Source organism: Priestia koreensis, from assembly GCF_001274935.1.
Taxonomy (GTDB): Bacteria; Bacillota; Bacilli; order Bacillales; family Bacillaceae_H; genus Bacillus_AG; species Bacillus_AG koreensis.
The window spans coordinates 663,671-678,978 of record NZ_LILC01000013.1; the positions used below are offsets into that span (position 1 = coordinate 663,671).

The following is a 15,308-nucleotide window of genomic DNA, read 5'->3' on the forward strand; positions in this document are numbered from 1 at the left end:
TTGTACAGGCCCAAAATGCAAGTATCACGTTTCAAATTTCACCGTTTTTATTACGGTAGGAACGGAAATTTCATCCCTTTTTTCTTACCTGATTTCGCCATGCCAGACATTTGTTTCATCATCTTTTTCATGTCTTCGAATTGCTTGAGCAGTCGGTTTACCTCTTGAACAGACGTACCGCTTCCTTTTGCAATGCGTTTACGACGACCGGCATTGATGATTTCAGGATTTGTTTTTTCTTTTTTCGTCATTGATTGAATAATCGCTTCAACGTGACCAATTTGTTTTTCATCTACTTGAACGTTTTTCAGACCTTTAATCTTATTCGCCCCAGGAAGCATTCCTAACAGCTCATCGATTGGTCCCATTTTACGAACTTGACCTAGCTGATCTAGGAAATCATCAAACGTAAAGGACATAGTCTTCATCTTTTGCTCAAGTTCCTTCGCTTTCTCCTCGTCAACAGAAGCCTGTGCTTTTTCAATAAGCGTCAGCACATCTCCCATTCCTAAAATACGAGAAGCCATTCGCTCCGGATGGAATGCTTCTAAAGCATCGAGCTTTTCACCCATCCCGATGAATTTAATTGGTGTATCGGTTACAGATCGAATGGATAGGGCCGCACCACCACGTGTATCACCGTCCAATTTTGTAAGTACAACTCCAGTCAGACCTAGCTGTTTGTTGAAGCTATCCGCTACATTTACAGCGTCTTGTCCTGTCATTGCATCTACCACAAGGAAAATTTCCTGTGGATTCGACAGTTCCTTGATTTGCGTTAACTCATCCATTAAATTTTCATCAATATGAAGTCGACCAGCAGTATCAATCAAGACATAATCATGATGTTCTTGCTTCGCATGCTCAATCGCTTGCTTTGCAATTTCCACTGGGCTCACCTGATCTCCAAGTGAGAACACAGGCATATCTAACTGTTTACCAAGCGTTTCTAACTGTTTAATTGCCGCTGGACGATACACATCCGCTGCAACTAAAAGAGGTTTACGATTATGCTTTTTGCGTAGGAAGTTAGCTAGTTTACCTGTCGTGGTTGTTTTACCTGCACCTTGCAAACCTACCATCATTACAACAGTTGGTGGCTTTGACGCAGTCGCAATTTTACTTTGCTCCCCACCCATTAGTTCTGTGAGCTCTTCTTTAACAACTTTTACAACCTGCTGACCTGGTGTTAAACTTTTCAACACTTCTTGTCCTACAGCTCGCTCGCTCACACGGTTTACAAACGTTTTAACTACTTTAAAGTTTACGTCTGCCTCTAGTAAAGCTAATCGAACTTCACGCATCATTTCTTTTACGTCTGCTTCGTTAACTTTCCCTTTACCTTTTAACTTTTGAATGGTACTTTGCAAACGGTCGGCTAATCCTTCAAATGCCATATACGCCGCCCCCTAATCTAATTTCTCAAGCAATTTTAAAAGAGAATATAGCTCCTCATCTTCAATATGATGAGCGCGTAATTTCTCTTCAATTTTTTTGAATAATTGTTGTCGCTCTTGAAACCGTTGAAACAGTAATAGCTTTTCTTCATATTGTTCAAGCATCTGTTCTGTTCGTTTAATATTGTCATACACTGCTTGACGACTAATATTATACTCTTCAGCTATTTCACCTAAGGAATAGTCATCTAAGTAATAGAGTGACATGTAGTTTCGCTGCTTTGGAGTTAACAACGATTGATAAAAATCATATAAAAAATTTATTTTCGTCGTTTTTTCCAGCATCTGACTACTCCTCCTTGTTAAGTGAAATCACTTTACATGTGCTATTTTATCGACTCTAACAACGGTTGTCAAGTTTTTTTCTTAACAGCTTATTTTATTCTTCTTCAGCCATGCTTTCGTCATCAACTTGATTCGCAAACAGACCGTAAATATATTGTTCCGTATTAAATGTTTGCAGATCATCTACTTTCTCGCCAAGGCCAATAAATTTGACGGGTAATCCTAGTTCATTACGAATTGCAATGACAATTCCACCCTTTGCGGTACCATCAAGCTTTGTCAGTACGATTCCAGATACATTCGTTGCTTCTGAGAATGTTTTTGCCTGACTAAGAGCATTTTGACCTGTTGTTGCATCTAATACGAGCAGTACTTCATGCGGTGCATTTGGAACTTCACGTTCAATCACACGCTTCACTTTTTCAAGTTCTTTCATTAGATTTACTTTATTTTGCAAACGGCCTGCCGTATCACAAAGAAGAATGTCTGCGCCGCGTGCTTTCGCTGCTTGAATCGCATCAAACATAACCGCTGCAGGATCTGAACCGGCCGCCTGCTTCACGACATCAACATCTACGCGCTCGCCCCATACTTCAAGCTGTTCAATCGCACCTGCACGGAACGTATCGCCTGCTGCCATGACCACTTTTTTGCCTTGTTGCTTGAACTGATTTGCGATCTTACCAATCGTCGTTGTTTTCCCTACGCCATTAACCCCGACAAATAGAAGAACCGTTAGACCTTCTTGTTGAATATTAAGCGCTGCAAGATTTTCTTCACCTTTTTCGTAGATTTCAACAAGCTTTTCTGAAATCACGTCCTGTACTTCACGTGGGTCTTGGATATTACGGCGACGCACTTCCATCTTCAGCTCATCAATTAATTCCATGACCGTGTTCACGCCAACATCCGCGCTAATTAAAATATCTTCAAGCTCTTCAAAGAAATCTTCGTCAATTTTGCGATAGCGGGCAAACAAATCATTCATCTTGCCGCTAAATGCCGTTCTTGTTTTTGTTAATCCATCTCGAAACTTCTCCGTTACGGAATCCGTTTGCTGAGTGATTTTTTCTTTTAAACGTTTAAAAAAGCTCATTCATCAACTTCCTTTCTTTTTTTACACGAGTTGTTTCGTTTCTTCAAGTTTAACTGATACGAGTTTTGATACGCCCGACTCCTGCATCGTCACCCCATACAGCACGTCCGCTTCTTCCATCGTCCCTTTACGGTGTGTAATGACGATAAACTGCGTTTCATCACTGAAGGTTTGCAGGTAAGTAGCAAAGCGTTGTACGTTTGCTTCATCAAGCGCTGCTTCCACCTCATCAAGTACGCAAAACGGAACAGGACGTACTTTTAGAATAGAGAATAAAAGCGCAATTGCGGTTAGTGACCGCTCTCCCCCTGATAAAAGACCTAGGTTTTGTAGCTTTTTACCTGGCGGCTGTGCAACGATATCCACCCCTGTGTTTAATAAATCATCTGGGTTTGTTAATCGTAAATCAGCTCGTCCTCCGCCAAATAAACTCGTAAATACCGCATCAAACTCAGCTCGAATACTTTGGAACGTTTGAGAAAAACGTTTTTTCATTTCTTCGTCCATTTCCTCAATGATTTGATACAGCGTTTGCTTCGCTTCGTCTAAATCCTCACGCTGTTCATTTAAGAACGTATAGCGTTCGTGAATACGGTCATACTCTTCAATTGCCCCCACATTAACAGGACCTAAATCAGACAGTGCCATTTTTATGAGCTTAATTTTTTTACGTGCTTCTAGGATATCCATCGTCAGCGGATATTTCTCTTTCGCCGCTTCAAAGCTTAAGCCGTATTCCTCTCGGAGCTGATGCAGACGGTTATCAAGCTCCACTTCCATACGGTTCACTTGAACTTCTTCATCTTTTAGAGAATTTGCTACCTGCTTGTACTGACGCTCAATCTCCCTCAGCACACCCTCAGCCTCATCAAGCTGACGCTGTGAAGCAAGGCGATGATCCTGTTGCTTTTGCAGAAGGCTTGCCACTTCGTTTTTCTCTTCTAGCTTCTGCTTTGCCGCATCCTCAAGTGTGAGCTCACCTGAGTCGTTAGACGTCATTTCAGTTGTTAAGAGAGATAGGTCTTCTTTTACTTCTTGAAGACGCTTCGTTGTTTGATCGATCTCAAATGTTAAGCGCTCCTGCTTTTCTTCTTGATTCGTTAAAATTTGTTCTTTCCCTGCAAGCTGTACTTTAATCTCGGTTAGCTCACTTTGAACCGTTTCCTTGGATGACTTCTGTTCATTTTTACGAGCCGTCACATCAGCAATTTGCTCATCAAGTAGCATAAGCTGCTCTTTGTGGTTAGCTAACGATTGGTTAAGCTCAGAAATGCGCTGATGCATCGTTTCCTTATCCTGTTCAAAGCTGGCAATATCTTGATCATAAATCGATAGTCGATCATTTAGTGCTTTTTCTTCTAAGCTAAGTTTATGAATCGTTGCTCGCAGCTCCTGCTCCTGCTCTTTAAGCGCTTCAGCCTCTGTGCGCTCGTCCGCTACTTTCACTTCTCCACGCTCGATGGCTTGCTTTAGCTTTTTAACCTGCTCTTCTAAAATGGTCGTTTTTTCTTCCATATCAGCAAGTTTTGCTGTGATCGTTTCTAATTCACGCTGTCTGCTAAGAAGCGAATTGGTTTTCTGCTTCACAGCTCCACCCGTCATGGATCCACCTGGATTTACTACGTCTCCGTCAAGCGTGACAAAACGATAGCGGTGCTGTACAGACTTAGCTAGCTCATTGGCAGATTTCAAATCTTTCACAATGACAATTGTTCCTAGAAGATTCGTTAAAATATGATGATATTTTCGATCATACTGAAGAAGCTCTGCCGCAATTCCAACAAACGCACTGTGATTGCGTAGCGTTTGCTCATGATACGATGAAACTTCTTTCCCTTTTATTGCGGTCATCGGTAAGAACGTTGCTCGCCCGTGCCCATTGCGCTTTAAAAAACTGATCGCTGTACGCGCGCTTTGTTCATCCTTCATCACAACGTGCTGAGTGGCGCTTCCGAGCGCAATTTCAATCGCTGTTTCGTATTCCTTTGGCACAACGATTAATTCTGCCACAGCGCCTTCAATACCAGAAAGTTCCTGATCACGTGCTTTTAACACTTCTTTTACACCTTGAAAATAGCCCGCATAGTCTTCTTGCATCTCTTCTAGCATATCTTTTCTGGACTTTGTTTGCTGCACGTATTGATAGGCTTGATATAATGTAGACTCTTTTTTACGATAGTCTTCTCGAAGCTTCTCAAGAGATGCTTGTGTATCCTTAAGAGCACGTAACTTTTTCTCAAGATCATTTGAAAATGCTTGTAGCTTTTCATCTTCCGCTTCTTTTCGCACACCAAGTTCTTCTCGTTCACGAACATAGCGCTCATTCGTCTCATCTAAACGACGCTGTTTGTCACTATTTTGTACGAGCTGATTTTCTAAAAAAGTACGTTCATTTTTAAACGTTGTTTGGTTATTCACGACCTCAAAGTATTCACTTTTCAGTTCTTCAAGTTTTTCTTCGAGATTTTCATTGTAAATAGCAAACAGCTCTTGCTTTTTCTTAAGCTCTTCCTTCATGCGTGCTACTTCTTCTCGGTATGTAACCAAATGGCCAACTTCTTGGTCCCTTGCCAGACAGAGCTCTTCTAGCTTGTGCTGATACTCTAATACAAGTCGCTCCATCTGCTGCTGATTCTGCTTGGCATTTTTTTTACGTTCTTTTAATACTTCTTTTTTTCCTTCAAGTTTTTCAAGCTCTTCGCTTGTCGTAAGAAGGGATTGATGAAGCTGTTCGATGCCTCGGTCTAGTTCCTCTACCTGCGCTTGAATACCTGTAATCTTTGCTTCATGAGATTGAATGTTTTCCGTCAGCTTTTCTTCTAAGCCTTTATGTTCAGCAATAAGCGCTTTTAATTTCTCCCAGCGCTCGTGAAGCTCCTCAATTTCAAAGGCGGTTACTGCGACATCTACCTTTTCAAGCTCTTCTTTCTTTTCAAGGTAATCGCGCGCAACAGAGGCTTGAATTTTAAGCGGTTCCAGCTGCCCTTCAATTTCATGAAGAATATCCATCACACGATTTAAGTTTTCCTGTGTTTCCATCAGGCGGAGCTCGGCTTTTCGTTTACGCGTTTTATATTTTAAGACGCCCGCAGCTTCTTCAAAGATTTTCCGTCGTTCTTCTGCTTTGCTGCTCAGGATCTCTTCAACCTTACCTTGTCCAATAATTGAAAAAGCTTCTCTCCCCAAACCGGAGTCCATAAACAAATCGACGATGTCCTTTAGACGACATGACTGATTGTTAATTAAAAATTCACTGTCTCCAGAACGGTAGACCCTTCTTGTAATACTAATTTCATTATAATCAAGTGGTAAAAACTGATCCTCATTGTCTAAGGTCAGGGTGACTTCAGCAAGGTTCAGCGCTCGTCTCGTATCACTACCGGCAAAGATAATATCCTCCATCTTTGAACCGCGAAGCGATTTTGCTGATTGTTCTCCCATTACCCAACGTACAGCTTCTGTTATATTACTTTTCCCGCTGCCGTTCGGACCAACGACTGCCGTTACTCCGGGGACAAAGTCGATGGACATTTTTTCAGCAAACGATTTGAACCCTACAATGTCTAACCGTTTGAGAAACATAGAAATCCCCTCACTTTCTGGTATTCTTTTTTGACTCATTTCGTAGCAAATCCCCCTCTAAATGAAAAAGGGGGATTTGTTGCCTATAAATCAACCTCTTCATCCATGACAGCTCGGTAGATTCATACGATTCTACTCAAGCCTCCTCACATAATGAAAAAGCAGCCAGGCTTCTTTTATAAGTTCGAGTTGGATTTCAGCTTTGTGATCGCTACTTGTGCTGCTTTTTGCTCCGCTTCTTTTTTCGAACGGCCAACTCCAACCCCTAATTCTTCACCATTCAACGATACCCGTGACATAAACTCCCGATTATGCGCCGGCCCCTTTTCCTGTAAGACCTTGTATTCTAATTGTCCATGTCCGTCTCGTTGGATTAATTCCTGAAGCTGACTCTTGAAATCCATCACATGAGAAAACGCACCGTCATGAATCTTAGGAAACACGATTCTGTCGAGAAACTGCATTACAGCTTCTATCCCTCGGTCAAGGTACAATGCTCCAATGAATGCTTCAAACACATCGGCAAGCAATGCAGGGCGTGTTCGACCACCCGTCATTTCTTCCCCTTTGCCCAGTAACACTAGGTGCCCAAATGACAACTCATTGGCAAACGTTACAAGAGAAGGTTCACACACAATCGCAGCTCTAAGCTTTGTCAACTCACCCTCACTCATCATCGGGTATTTTTTAAATAAAAATTGAGATACGGTTAATTCCAATACCGCATCACCTAAAAACTCAAGTCGCTCATTGTCCTCATGAGGACGACGACGATGTTCATTGACATAAGATGAATGGGTAAATGCTTGGATCAGTAATGATTCATTATCAAAATGAAAGCCAATCATCTCTTGAAACTCTTGAAATCCTTGCTTCATCTTGCTACTAATTCGTCTTTCTCTTCCTGCATAATGTCTAGACATAGGTACCTCCAATAATACCACATACATTTTCTAATTTTTTACCATAACATACTTCATTATAAAACGGGATAAAAAAAAAGATACAGTATCTTTTCAAAAAATGTACATCTTTTTCGTTTTTTTTACCATTTCGCTCATTTTTCTTCATAATGAAGCGAAAAAGCAGGAAAAGCCCCGCTAAAGAACGGGACTTGTCAAAAAGGAAATACAGATTAGATTTTGCTCTGTATGTACGTAACAGCATCATTTACTGTTGCGATTTTTTCAGCTTCTTCATCTGAAATTTCCATATCAAATTCATCTTCAAGCTCCATTACAAGCTCAACTACGTCTAAAGAATCTGCACCTAGATCGTCTTTGAAAGAAGACTCTAATTTAACTTCGCTCTCGTCAACACCTAAACGGTCAACGATGATTTTTGTTACACGTTCTACTACTTCTGCCACTGCCTTTCACCTCCCCTCAAGGTATTATAGAGTATTCTAGTTAAAAATACTAGAAATCTTTCTAATTACATGACCATTCCGCCATCTACGTGAATCGTTTGCCCCGTAATGTATCGGCTAGATTCAGATGCTAGGAATACAACGGTTTTCGCGACGTCCTCAGGCTCACCGAAACGTGAAAGTGGAATTTGTTTTAGCATTTCTGCTTTTACCTCTTCAGGAAGCTCATCCGTCATATCAGTTGTAATAAAGCCTGGTGCGATGGCATTCACCGTAATATTACGCGCAGCAAGCTCTTTTGCCGTTGTTTTGGTTAAACCAATAACACCTGCTTTTGCTGCGACATAGTTCGCTTGTCCAGGATTTCCACTCACACCAACGATTGAAGAAATGTTAATAATTCTTCCTTGGCGCTGCTTCATCATTTGACGAGTTACCGCTTTTGTACATAAGAACACGCCTTTTAGATTGATGTTTATCACATCATCCCACTCTTGTTCCTTCATACGCATTAACAAGTTGTCGCGCGTAATCCCAGCGTTATTAATTAAAATATCCAGCGAGCCGAAAGTTTCAATCGTTTGCTTCACAAGTGATTGTACAGCGTCTGCCTCTGCTACATTCGCTTGAATTGCGACCGCTTCGCTTCCAAGTGCTTTGATTTCATCTACTACTTCGAGAGCCTTTGCTTCGCTTCCTGCATAGTTGACAACAACTTTTGCACCTTGTTTAGCAAGCTCAAGCGCGACCGCTTTTCCGATACCACGAGAAGCACCCGTTACAAGCGCTACTTTATTTTCCAACATACCAATCACCCTTTAATCGCTTTTATAGTTGTTTCCATTGATTCAAGATCATAAACAGAATGAATCGTTACCGAACGGTTCACCTTTTTTACTAGACCCGCTAATACTTTACCTGGTCCAATTTCAATGAATGTGTCCACACCGTTTTCAATCAACGTTTCAACTGATTCGTGCCATCTTACCGGTGAATAAAGTTGTTCAACAAGCTTTTGCTGAATCTCTTCTTTTGACGTGATCGGTTGTGCGACTACGTTTGATACGACTGGAATAGAAGCATCTTTTAATTGGAGCGTTTGTAGTGTGTCATTTAGCTTCTCTGCTGCTGGTTTCATTAAGCTTGAATGGAAAGGGCCACTTACAACTAAAGGAATCGCACGTTTTGCTCCCTTTTCTTTTGCTAGAGCAGATGCTTTTTCTACGCCTTCAACCGTTCCTGAAATAACAATTTGTCCTGGGCAATTGATGTTTGCCAATTGAACAGGATGTCCTTCTGCTGTTACTTCATTTGTCACTTCTTCTAAAAGTGAGGCTTCCATGCCCAATACAGCTGCCATCGTCCCTTTGCCTGCAGGAACTGCCTCGTCCATAAACTGACCGCGTTTGCGCACGGCTACAACCGCATCTTCAAACGTCATCGCATTTGCGGCAACAAGCGCGCTGTATTCCCCAAGGCTATGTCCTGCTACGTAGTCAGCTGAAATACCCGATTCCTCAAAAACACGTAACATCGCCGTGCTTGTCGTTAAAAGTGCAGGCTGAGCGTTGTATGTGAGCGTTAGCTCCTCTTGATTTCCTTCAAAGATGAGCCCTGATAAATCAAATGCTAAGGCTGTATCTGCTTGTTGATAGATGTTTTTTGCTTGTTCATAGGATTCAAAGAAATCCTTTCCCATTCCAATTGCCTGTGAACCTTGCCCTGGAAAAACAAATGCAATTTTACCCATAGAAGTTTCCTCCTTTTAATTCGTTTCGGTTTGTTCTTCTTCAATCGCTGCTTTAATAGTTGAACTCACTTCATGCTCGACCATTGTGAAAGCTTGCTTAATAGCACTGAAAATAGCGGTAGCATCTGATGAACCGTGTGCTTTAATAACCGGGGCTTTTAAACCAAATAATCCAGCTCCACCATATTCAGCATAATCCATCTTTGATTTTAAGCCTTTTAATTGGGGCTTTAAAACGGCTGCTGCCATTTTACTTTTGAACGTGCTTGTAAGCTCTGTTTTAAGCATAGAGAATAGAGAAAGAGCCGTTCCTTCGATCGTTTTTAACGCGATGTTTCCCGTGAAACCATCCGTCACAACAACGTCTGCTACACCTTCTAACAGATCTCTTGATTCCACATTTCCAATAAAATTAAGATTTGCTTCTTTTAATAATTGGAACGTTTGCTTTGTAAGCTCATTTCCCTTTTTATCTTCGGTTCCGACATTCAATAATCCTACGCGCGGAGATGCAATGTTACGAACTTTTTCAGCGTAAATAGATCCCATAATTGCATATTGCAGCAAATGAGAAGCTTTCGCGTCAACGTTAGCTCCCGCATCCAACAGTAAAAACCCTTTGCCATCAAGCGTTGGAAGCGTCGGTGCAAGCGCTGGTCGCTCAATGCCATCAATGCGTCCAACAACAAACAGCCCAGCTGTCATTAATGCCCCTGTATTTCCAGCAGAAATGCAAGCGTCGGCCTCACCGTCTGCCACTTGTTTCGCCGCTAACACCATCGAAGCATTTTTCTTACGACGCACAGCACGAACAGGCTCGTCCATCGCGTCAATTGTTTCATCTGTATGTACAATCGTAATGCGCTCACGATTCGTTAAGTACTGGTTAATTTCTTCTTCTTTTCCCATTAGGGTAATATGTAAATTCGGGAAATGACTAATCGCCTTTTCGGCTCCTTCTACCACCGCTTTTGGCGCGTTGTCTCCTCCCATTGCATCAATGGCTATTTTCATGATGTTCCTCATCCTTTTTATCATAATTTGAGCGAAACATTTTGAACATGCCTGCGAACACGATTTCCTGCCCCACGTAGCTGTTCACTTCTACCGTTGTACGGCCACTGAGTTCAATCTCTGTTACCTTTGCTTTGGCAATTACTCGTTCATTCACCTTCACTTGGCGCAGAAATTTGACTGCCGCATCAGCTGTTAGTGCTAATTCATCGTTAATTAGTGCAACTGCAAGCGAATTAGCTTGTGCAAAGAGATGATGGCCTCGTGCAATTTGATTTCGCTTAAACACGTGTTCTTCGCGAACATCAAAGATAGAAATAGCTGAATGTTCAAGTTCAATATCAATAATTTCACCAATTACCTCTTCAATCGGCAGTGATCGAACTTCGTCCTCAAGCTGTTTTGATGCAACGTGTTTAATTCGTTCACGTAATTCAGGTATTGATAGTTCCAAACGATCTAATCGAATCGTTTGAATACTTACTTCGAATTGATCCGCTAGTTCTTCATCTGTAATAAAGGGGTTTTCATCAATTGTGATTTTCAATAAGCGCTGCCGTTCTTTTTTATTTCGCTTCATTATTCACCATCCGGACTTTTATTACTAGGTACTAACAGCAGTATATAATCATTAAAAATATTTTGCAACCATTATATCAGAAATAGCTATGAAGAAAAGGCGTTGCAATAGGGTTTATCATCACCTTTATCACTAATAGTGCTCTCTCCTACTACCTATTTCCCACTCGAATTGCTCTGCAAAATTAAAAAGGATGTTAAAGAGAGAAACTCTTTTAACATCCTACCGACTACATTGTCTTTAATCAAGCTTTTCTCCTTTTAACGCCCCTGTTTCCTTTAAATATGAGCGTAAAGGCTTATACTCATCGCTCTGCCAAAAAGCGTCGGAGTTCACGAGATTTGTTGCGTCATCACGCGCCGTCTCTAGCGCTCTGTAATCATGTACCATATCAGCTACTTTGAATTCGGGCATCCCGCTTTGCTTTTTCCCAAAAAAGTCTCCTGGCCCACGAAGCTCAAGATCTTTTTCCGATAATACAAACCCATCATTTGTTTCAGTCATGACCTTCATGCGCTCTTTCCCAACCTCTGACTTTGGATCAGCCATTAAAACGCAATATGATTGTGCACTTCCACGACCAACGCGTCCTCTCAGCTGATGAAGCTGCGACAACCCAAAACGCTCTGCGTCGTAAATAAGCATGATCGTTGCATTCGGTACGTTTACCCCTACTTCCACGACCGTTGTCGACACAAGGATTTGTACTTCATTGTCACTAAAAGCTTTCATCACCTCGTCTTTTTCATCAGAATGAAGACGACCGTGCATGAGGCCAACGTTGCATTTTCCAGTAAAATAGTGAGTCAATGTCGCGTGAACATCAATGGCATTTTGCACGTCCAGCTTATCTGATTCTTCAATCAGCGGACAAATAACGTAGGCTTGACGTCCCTCTTCAAGCTCTTTATGAATAAATTGCAGAATGCGCTCAAGCATATCATGCTTCACCCAATACGTTTCAATGACTTTACGTCCCGCGGGCATTTCGTCAATGATGGAGACATCCATTTCACCGAACACCGTAATCGCAAGGGTTCTTGGAATAGGGGTCGCCGTCATGAAAAGAACGTCCGGGCTTTCTCCTTTTTCGCGGAGCACACGTCGTTGCTCAACGCCGAAGCGATGCTGCTCATCTGTAATAACGAGGCCGAGCTTTTCAAAGACGACTTCATCTTGAATGAGCGCATGTGTTCCTACAAGAACTTGTATTTCATTGTTTTTTACTCGCTCGAGCATTTCACGGCGTGCTTTTCCTTTAACAGAGCTTGTCAGCAGTCCAACGTGAATTCCTACTTTTGAGAGCATCTCCTGTAGCGAATCTACGTGCTGCTCTGCGAGAATTTCAGTTGGAACCATTAAAGCTCCTTGATAACCAGCAAGAACGGTCGCATAAAGAGAAATGGCAGCGACGACCGTTTTCCCCGATCCTACGTCCCCTTGCAACAGTCGATTCATTCGATAGGGCGATTTCATGTCATACGTAATTTCATTTACAACTCGCTTCTGAGCGTTTGTAAGGGGGAAGGGAAGCATATTCGTGAATTCCACAAGCTTACTTGAATCAAATGCTTGCTGAACACCCGGTGCCTGCTCCCGCTCCATTTTACGAAGCGCCTGCATTTTTAGTTGAAACAATAAAAATTCTTCGTATACGAAACGTCTTCTTGCTTGCTTCAGACTATCGTGATCAGGTGGTAGATGCATGACCTTTAGCGCCTCTTGTCGAGACAAAAGTTTATACCGGGCCTGAAGAGACGGCGGAAGTACCTCCTCAAGCTGATCAATATAGCTGTGAAGAGCAGACGCCATATAACGGCGCATCGCCTTTACGGTCACTTTTCCTTTAACAGAGTACACAGGCTCAATTTCCTGCTTACGCTGAAAAGGGCCAAAGTGCAGCTCTTGAAGAGTAACAGTTTGCCTATGTTGATCCCATTTCCCAGAAACCGTCACCGTTTCATCTAGCTTCAGCTTATCCTTGTAATACGGACGGTTAAAGCACGTGACCGTAATAAGGTAACGTCCAACTAGCAGGCGGAACGTTAAGCGAGAACGTTTTTTTCCGAAATAAGTAAGAGTTGGGAGTCCGTGTACTTTTCCCTCTACCGTTACTCTCTCTTCGTGCTTGCAGTCAGCTAAATCTTTTAGCTTGTAATCTTCGTATCGATAAGGAAAGTGCTCCAACAAGTCATACACATTTTGAATTCCCATTTCGTGCAGTGTTAAGGCCGTTTCATTCCCGATTCCTTTTAGCTCAGTAATGGGTATTTGAGTTAAATTACTCACCTTGTGCTAGCGGAATACCAAAGATCTTCGCTTCTAGCGCACGACCTGTTGGCGTTGCCGCTAAACCTCCCTTAGCCGTTTCTTTTAAAGCAACCGGCATCGTTTGACCAATTCGATACATCGCATCAATAACCTCATCACATGGAATTCGACTTGTTACACCTGCAAGAGCCATATCTGCCGCGATCATGGCGTTTGCAGCCCCCATTGCATTACGTTTGACACACGGTACCTCTACGAGCCCTGCAACAGGATCACACACTAATCCAAGCATATTTTTAAGCGTAATGGCCATCGCTTCAGCAGCTTGACTCGGCGTTCCTCCTGCTAATTCAACAATTGCAGCCGCAGCCATACCAGATGCAGATCCTACTTCAGCCTGACAGCCACCTGCTGCTCCAGAAATAGACGCGTTGTTTGCCACCACAAAACCAAATGCACCAGATGTGAATAAAAACTCAATCATTTCTTCGCGCGTCGGATTCAACTTGTGCTTTACCGCAAACAGCGTTCCAGGTACTACTCCAGCTGATCCAGCCGTTGGTGTTGCACAAATCGTTCCCATTGCTGCATTGACTTCGTTGGTTGCTACAGCTTTACTTACCGCATCTAGAATTAAATTACCAGAAAGCGATTTTCCGCTTTTAATATAGTTTTGAATAAGTACAGCGTCTCCACCTGTAAGTCCTGATACAGACTTCACGCCGTTTAAGCCACGTTCTACCGCTTCTTCCATCACTGTTAAATTGCGATCCATTTGCGTAATAATTTCCTCGCGTGATCGACCTGTTACTTCCATTTCCTGCTGAATCATAATCTCCGCTATTTTAACGCCTTTTGATTCAGCTAATTCTACAACCTCAGCCACATTACGAAACATATTTGTTCCCCGCTTTCTCGTTCTTGTTAGTCAACCATACGTGTTACTTGAATAATATTTGGTAGCGTTCGCAGTTCATCCAATACGCTTTCTTCGATGTTGTGATCAACTTCAATGGCCATTAGTGCCACCTGACCTTTTTCTTTACGCGATACTTCCATATGTCCGATGTTAATACGGTGCTTCATAAGAACGTTCGTTACACCAGCGATTGCACCATATCGATCGTTGTGCACAATTAAGATAGCTGGATCTACGCCTGAGAGCTTTAGTTCAAATCCGTTGAGCTCGGTAATTTGAATTTTTCCTCCCCCGATTGAAATTCCAACTACTTCTAATTCACTCTGTTCATCTATTAATTTTAAACGAGCCGTATTCGGATGATCCGTTATCGCCGTTTCTTCGATAAATGTTACGTCCATTCCGCGTTCCTCTGCCATCTTTAGCGATTGAGGAATGCGTTCATCGAATGTATCAAAGTCTAGGATTCCTCCAATTAGCGCAACGTCTGTTCCATGACCTTTATATGTTTCAGCAAATGATCCATACAACGAAACGACTACTTTTTTCGGTTCTCTATTAAAAAGGATTCTAGCTACGCGTCCGATGCGTGCTGCACCAGCAGTGTGTGAGCTAGAAGGACCTATCATAACGGGCCCAATAATATCAAATACGGACTTATACTTCATCATCGTTTCTCCCCTTCACGGTTTCCACTCTGTTCATTAATTTCACTTTGAAAAGTATATAGTAAAATAGCAAAATAAAAAAGTTTATTTTCCGCTGATTTGTGCGCTACATACTCGTGATTTAGCAGACAGATGTCTGATTATAGCCTTCGTCTTTCATTTTATCATGTCTGTGCTATTTCATCATTAAAATCAACGATGTTTTTGAAAGCGTTTTCTAAATGAGTAATTCTGATGAGATTTGTTTATTTCACATAAAACACCTTTGACTAGTTCGGATCTCCGTTTCAGATCACTTCGCTTTCCGCGGGGCGAGC

General features: G+C 42.1%; 13 protein-coding genes. All 13 read right to left on the bottom strand.

Annotated features, from left to right (window positions below; translation table 11 throughout):
- Window positions 1–50 precede the first annotated feature (50 nt).
- Window positions 51–1,397 (bottom strand): signal recognition particle protein, encoded by a 1,347-nt coding sequence (gene ffh, locus AMD01_RS12520; RefSeq protein WP_053401731.1) that lies wholly within the window; start codon window positions 1,395–1,397, stop codon window positions 51–53.
- 12 nt (window positions 1,398–1,409) lie between these two features.
- On the bottom strand, window positions 1,410–1,742 hold the full coding sequence (locus AMD01_RS12525; RefSeq protein ID WP_053401732.1) for a putative DNA-binding protein: 333 nt from the start codon (window positions 1,740–1,742) through the stop codon (window positions 1,410–1,412).
- Between the two features lie 94 nt (window positions 1,743–1,836).
- Window positions 1,837–2,838 (bottom strand): signal recognition particle-docking protein FtsY, encoded by a 1,002-nt coding sequence (gene ftsY, locus AMD01_RS12530; RefSeq protein ID WP_053401733.1) that lies wholly within the window; start codon window positions 2,836–2,838, stop codon window positions 1,837–1,839.
- Between the two features lie 21 nt (window positions 2,839–2,859).
- Entirely contained in the window at window positions 2,860–6,420 is a 3,561-nt protein-coding gene (gene smc, locus AMD01_RS12535) for a chromosome segregation protein SMC (protein ID WP_053401782.1), read from the bottom strand.
- Between the two features lie 176 nt (window positions 6,421–6,596).
- On the bottom strand, window positions 6,597–7,343 hold the full coding sequence (rnc, locus tag AMD01_RS12540) for a ribonuclease III (RefSeq protein ID WP_053401734.1): 747 nt from the start codon (window positions 7,341–7,343) through the stop codon (window positions 6,597–6,599).
- A 212-nt stretch (window positions 7,344–7,555) separates the two neighbouring features.
- Complete coding sequence (acpP, locus tag AMD01_RS12545) at window positions 7,556–7,789, bottom strand: acyl carrier protein (RefSeq protein ID WP_053401735.1); 234 nt, start codon at window positions 7,787–7,789, stop codon at window positions 7,556–7,558.
- A gap of 65 nt (window positions 7,790–7,854) precedes the next feature.
- Window positions 7,855–8,595 carry a 3-oxoacyl-[acyl-carrier-protein] reductase gene (fabG, locus tag AMD01_RS12550; RefSeq protein WP_053401736.1) on the bottom strand — a complete coding sequence of 247 codons (741 nt, stop codon included), beginning with the start codon at window positions 8,593–8,595 and terminating at the stop codon, window positions 7,855–7,857.
- 5 nt (window positions 8,596–8,600) lie between these two features.
- Window positions 8,601–9,539, bottom strand: coding sequence for an ACP S-malonyltransferase (gene fabD, locus AMD01_RS12555; protein ID WP_053401737.1), 939 nt, complete (start codon window positions 9,537–9,539; stop codon window positions 8,601–8,603).
- A 15-nt stretch (window positions 9,540–9,554) separates the two neighbouring features.
- Window positions 9,555–10,553, bottom strand: a complete 999-nt coding sequence (gene plsX, locus AMD01_RS12560; protein ID WP_053401738.1) for a phosphate acyltransferase PlsX — start codon at window positions 10,551–10,553, stop codon at window positions 9,555–9,557.
- Window positions 10,537–11,133 carry a transcription factor FapR gene (gene fapR / locus AMD01_RS12565; RefSeq protein WP_053401739.1) on the bottom strand — a complete coding sequence of 199 codons (597 nt, stop codon included), beginning with the start codon at window positions 11,131–11,133 and terminating at the stop codon, window positions 10,537–10,539. The genes plsX and fapR overlap by 17 nt, the downstream gene beginning before the upstream one ends.
- Before the next feature lie 240 nt (window positions 11,134–11,373).
- The gene (gene recG / locus AMD01_RS12570; protein ID WP_053401740.1) at window positions 11,374–13,422 is read right to left on the bottom strand and encodes an ATP-dependent DNA helicase RecG; all 2,049 of its coding nucleotides are present in this window, start codon (window positions 13,420–13,422) and stop codon (window positions 11,374–11,376) included.
- Window positions 13,415–14,302 (bottom strand): L-serine ammonia-lyase, iron-sulfur-dependent, subunit alpha, encoded by an 888-nt coding sequence (gene sdaAA, locus AMD01_RS12575; RefSeq protein WP_053401741.1) that lies wholly within the window; start codon window positions 14,300–14,302, stop codon window positions 13,415–13,417. The genes recG and sdaAA overlap by 8 nt, the downstream gene beginning before the upstream one ends.
- 26 nt (window positions 14,303–14,328) lie before the next feature.
- On the bottom strand, window positions 14,329–14,991 hold the full coding sequence (sdaAB, locus tag AMD01_RS12580) for an L-serine ammonia-lyase, iron-sulfur-dependent subunit beta (protein WP_053401783.1): 663 nt from the start codon (window positions 14,989–14,991) through the stop codon (window positions 14,329–14,331).
- Window positions 14,992–15,308: the final 317 nt, after the last annotated feature.

What these genes read in the sequence shown, in the direction of transcription:
- ffh (WP_053401731.1), bottom strand. Translation starts at nt 1,397, where the DNA reads ATGGCATTTGAAGGATTAGCCGACCGTTTGCAAAGTACCATTCAAAAG.
- AMD01_RS12525 (WP_053401732.1), bottom strand. Translation starts at nt 1,742, where the DNA reads ATGCTGGAAAAAACGACGAAAATAAATTTTTTATATGATTTTTATCAA.
- ftsY (WP_053401733.1), bottom strand. Translation starts at nt 2,838, where the DNA reads ATGAGCTTTTTTAAACGTTTAAAAGAAAAAATCACTCAGCAAACGGAT.
- smc (WP_053401782.1), bottom strand. Translation starts at nt 6,420, where the DNA reads ATGTTTCTCAAACGGTTAGACATTGTAGGGTTCAAATCGTTTGCTGAA.
- rnc (WP_053401734.1), bottom strand. Translation starts at nt 7,343, where the DNA reads ATGTCTAGACATTATGCAGGAAGAGAAAGACGAATTAGTAGCAAGATG.
- fabG (WP_053401736.1), bottom strand. Translation starts at nt 8,595, where the DNA reads ATGTTGGAAAATAAAGTAGCGCTTGTAACGGGTGCTTCTCGTGGTATC.
- fabD (WP_053401737.1), bottom strand. Translation starts at nt 9,539, where the DNA reads ATGGGTAAAATTGCATTTGTTTTTCCAGGGCAAGGTTCACAGGCAATT.
- plsX (WP_053401738.1), bottom strand. Translation starts at nt 10,553, where the DNA reads ATGAAAATAGCCATTGATGCAATGGGAGGAGACAACGCGCCAAAAGCG.
- fapR (WP_053401739.1), bottom strand. Translation starts at nt 11,133, where the DNA reads ATGAAGCGAAATAAAAAAGAACGGCAGCGCTTATTGAAAATCACAATT.
- sdaAA (WP_053401741.1), bottom strand. Translation starts at nt 14,302, where the DNA reads ATGTTTCGTAATGTGGCTGAGGTTGTAGAATTAGCTGAATCAAAAGGC.
- sdaAB (WP_053401783.1), bottom strand. Translation starts at nt 14,991, where the DNA reads ATGAAGTATAAGTCCGTATTTGATATTATTGGGCCCGTTATGATAGGT.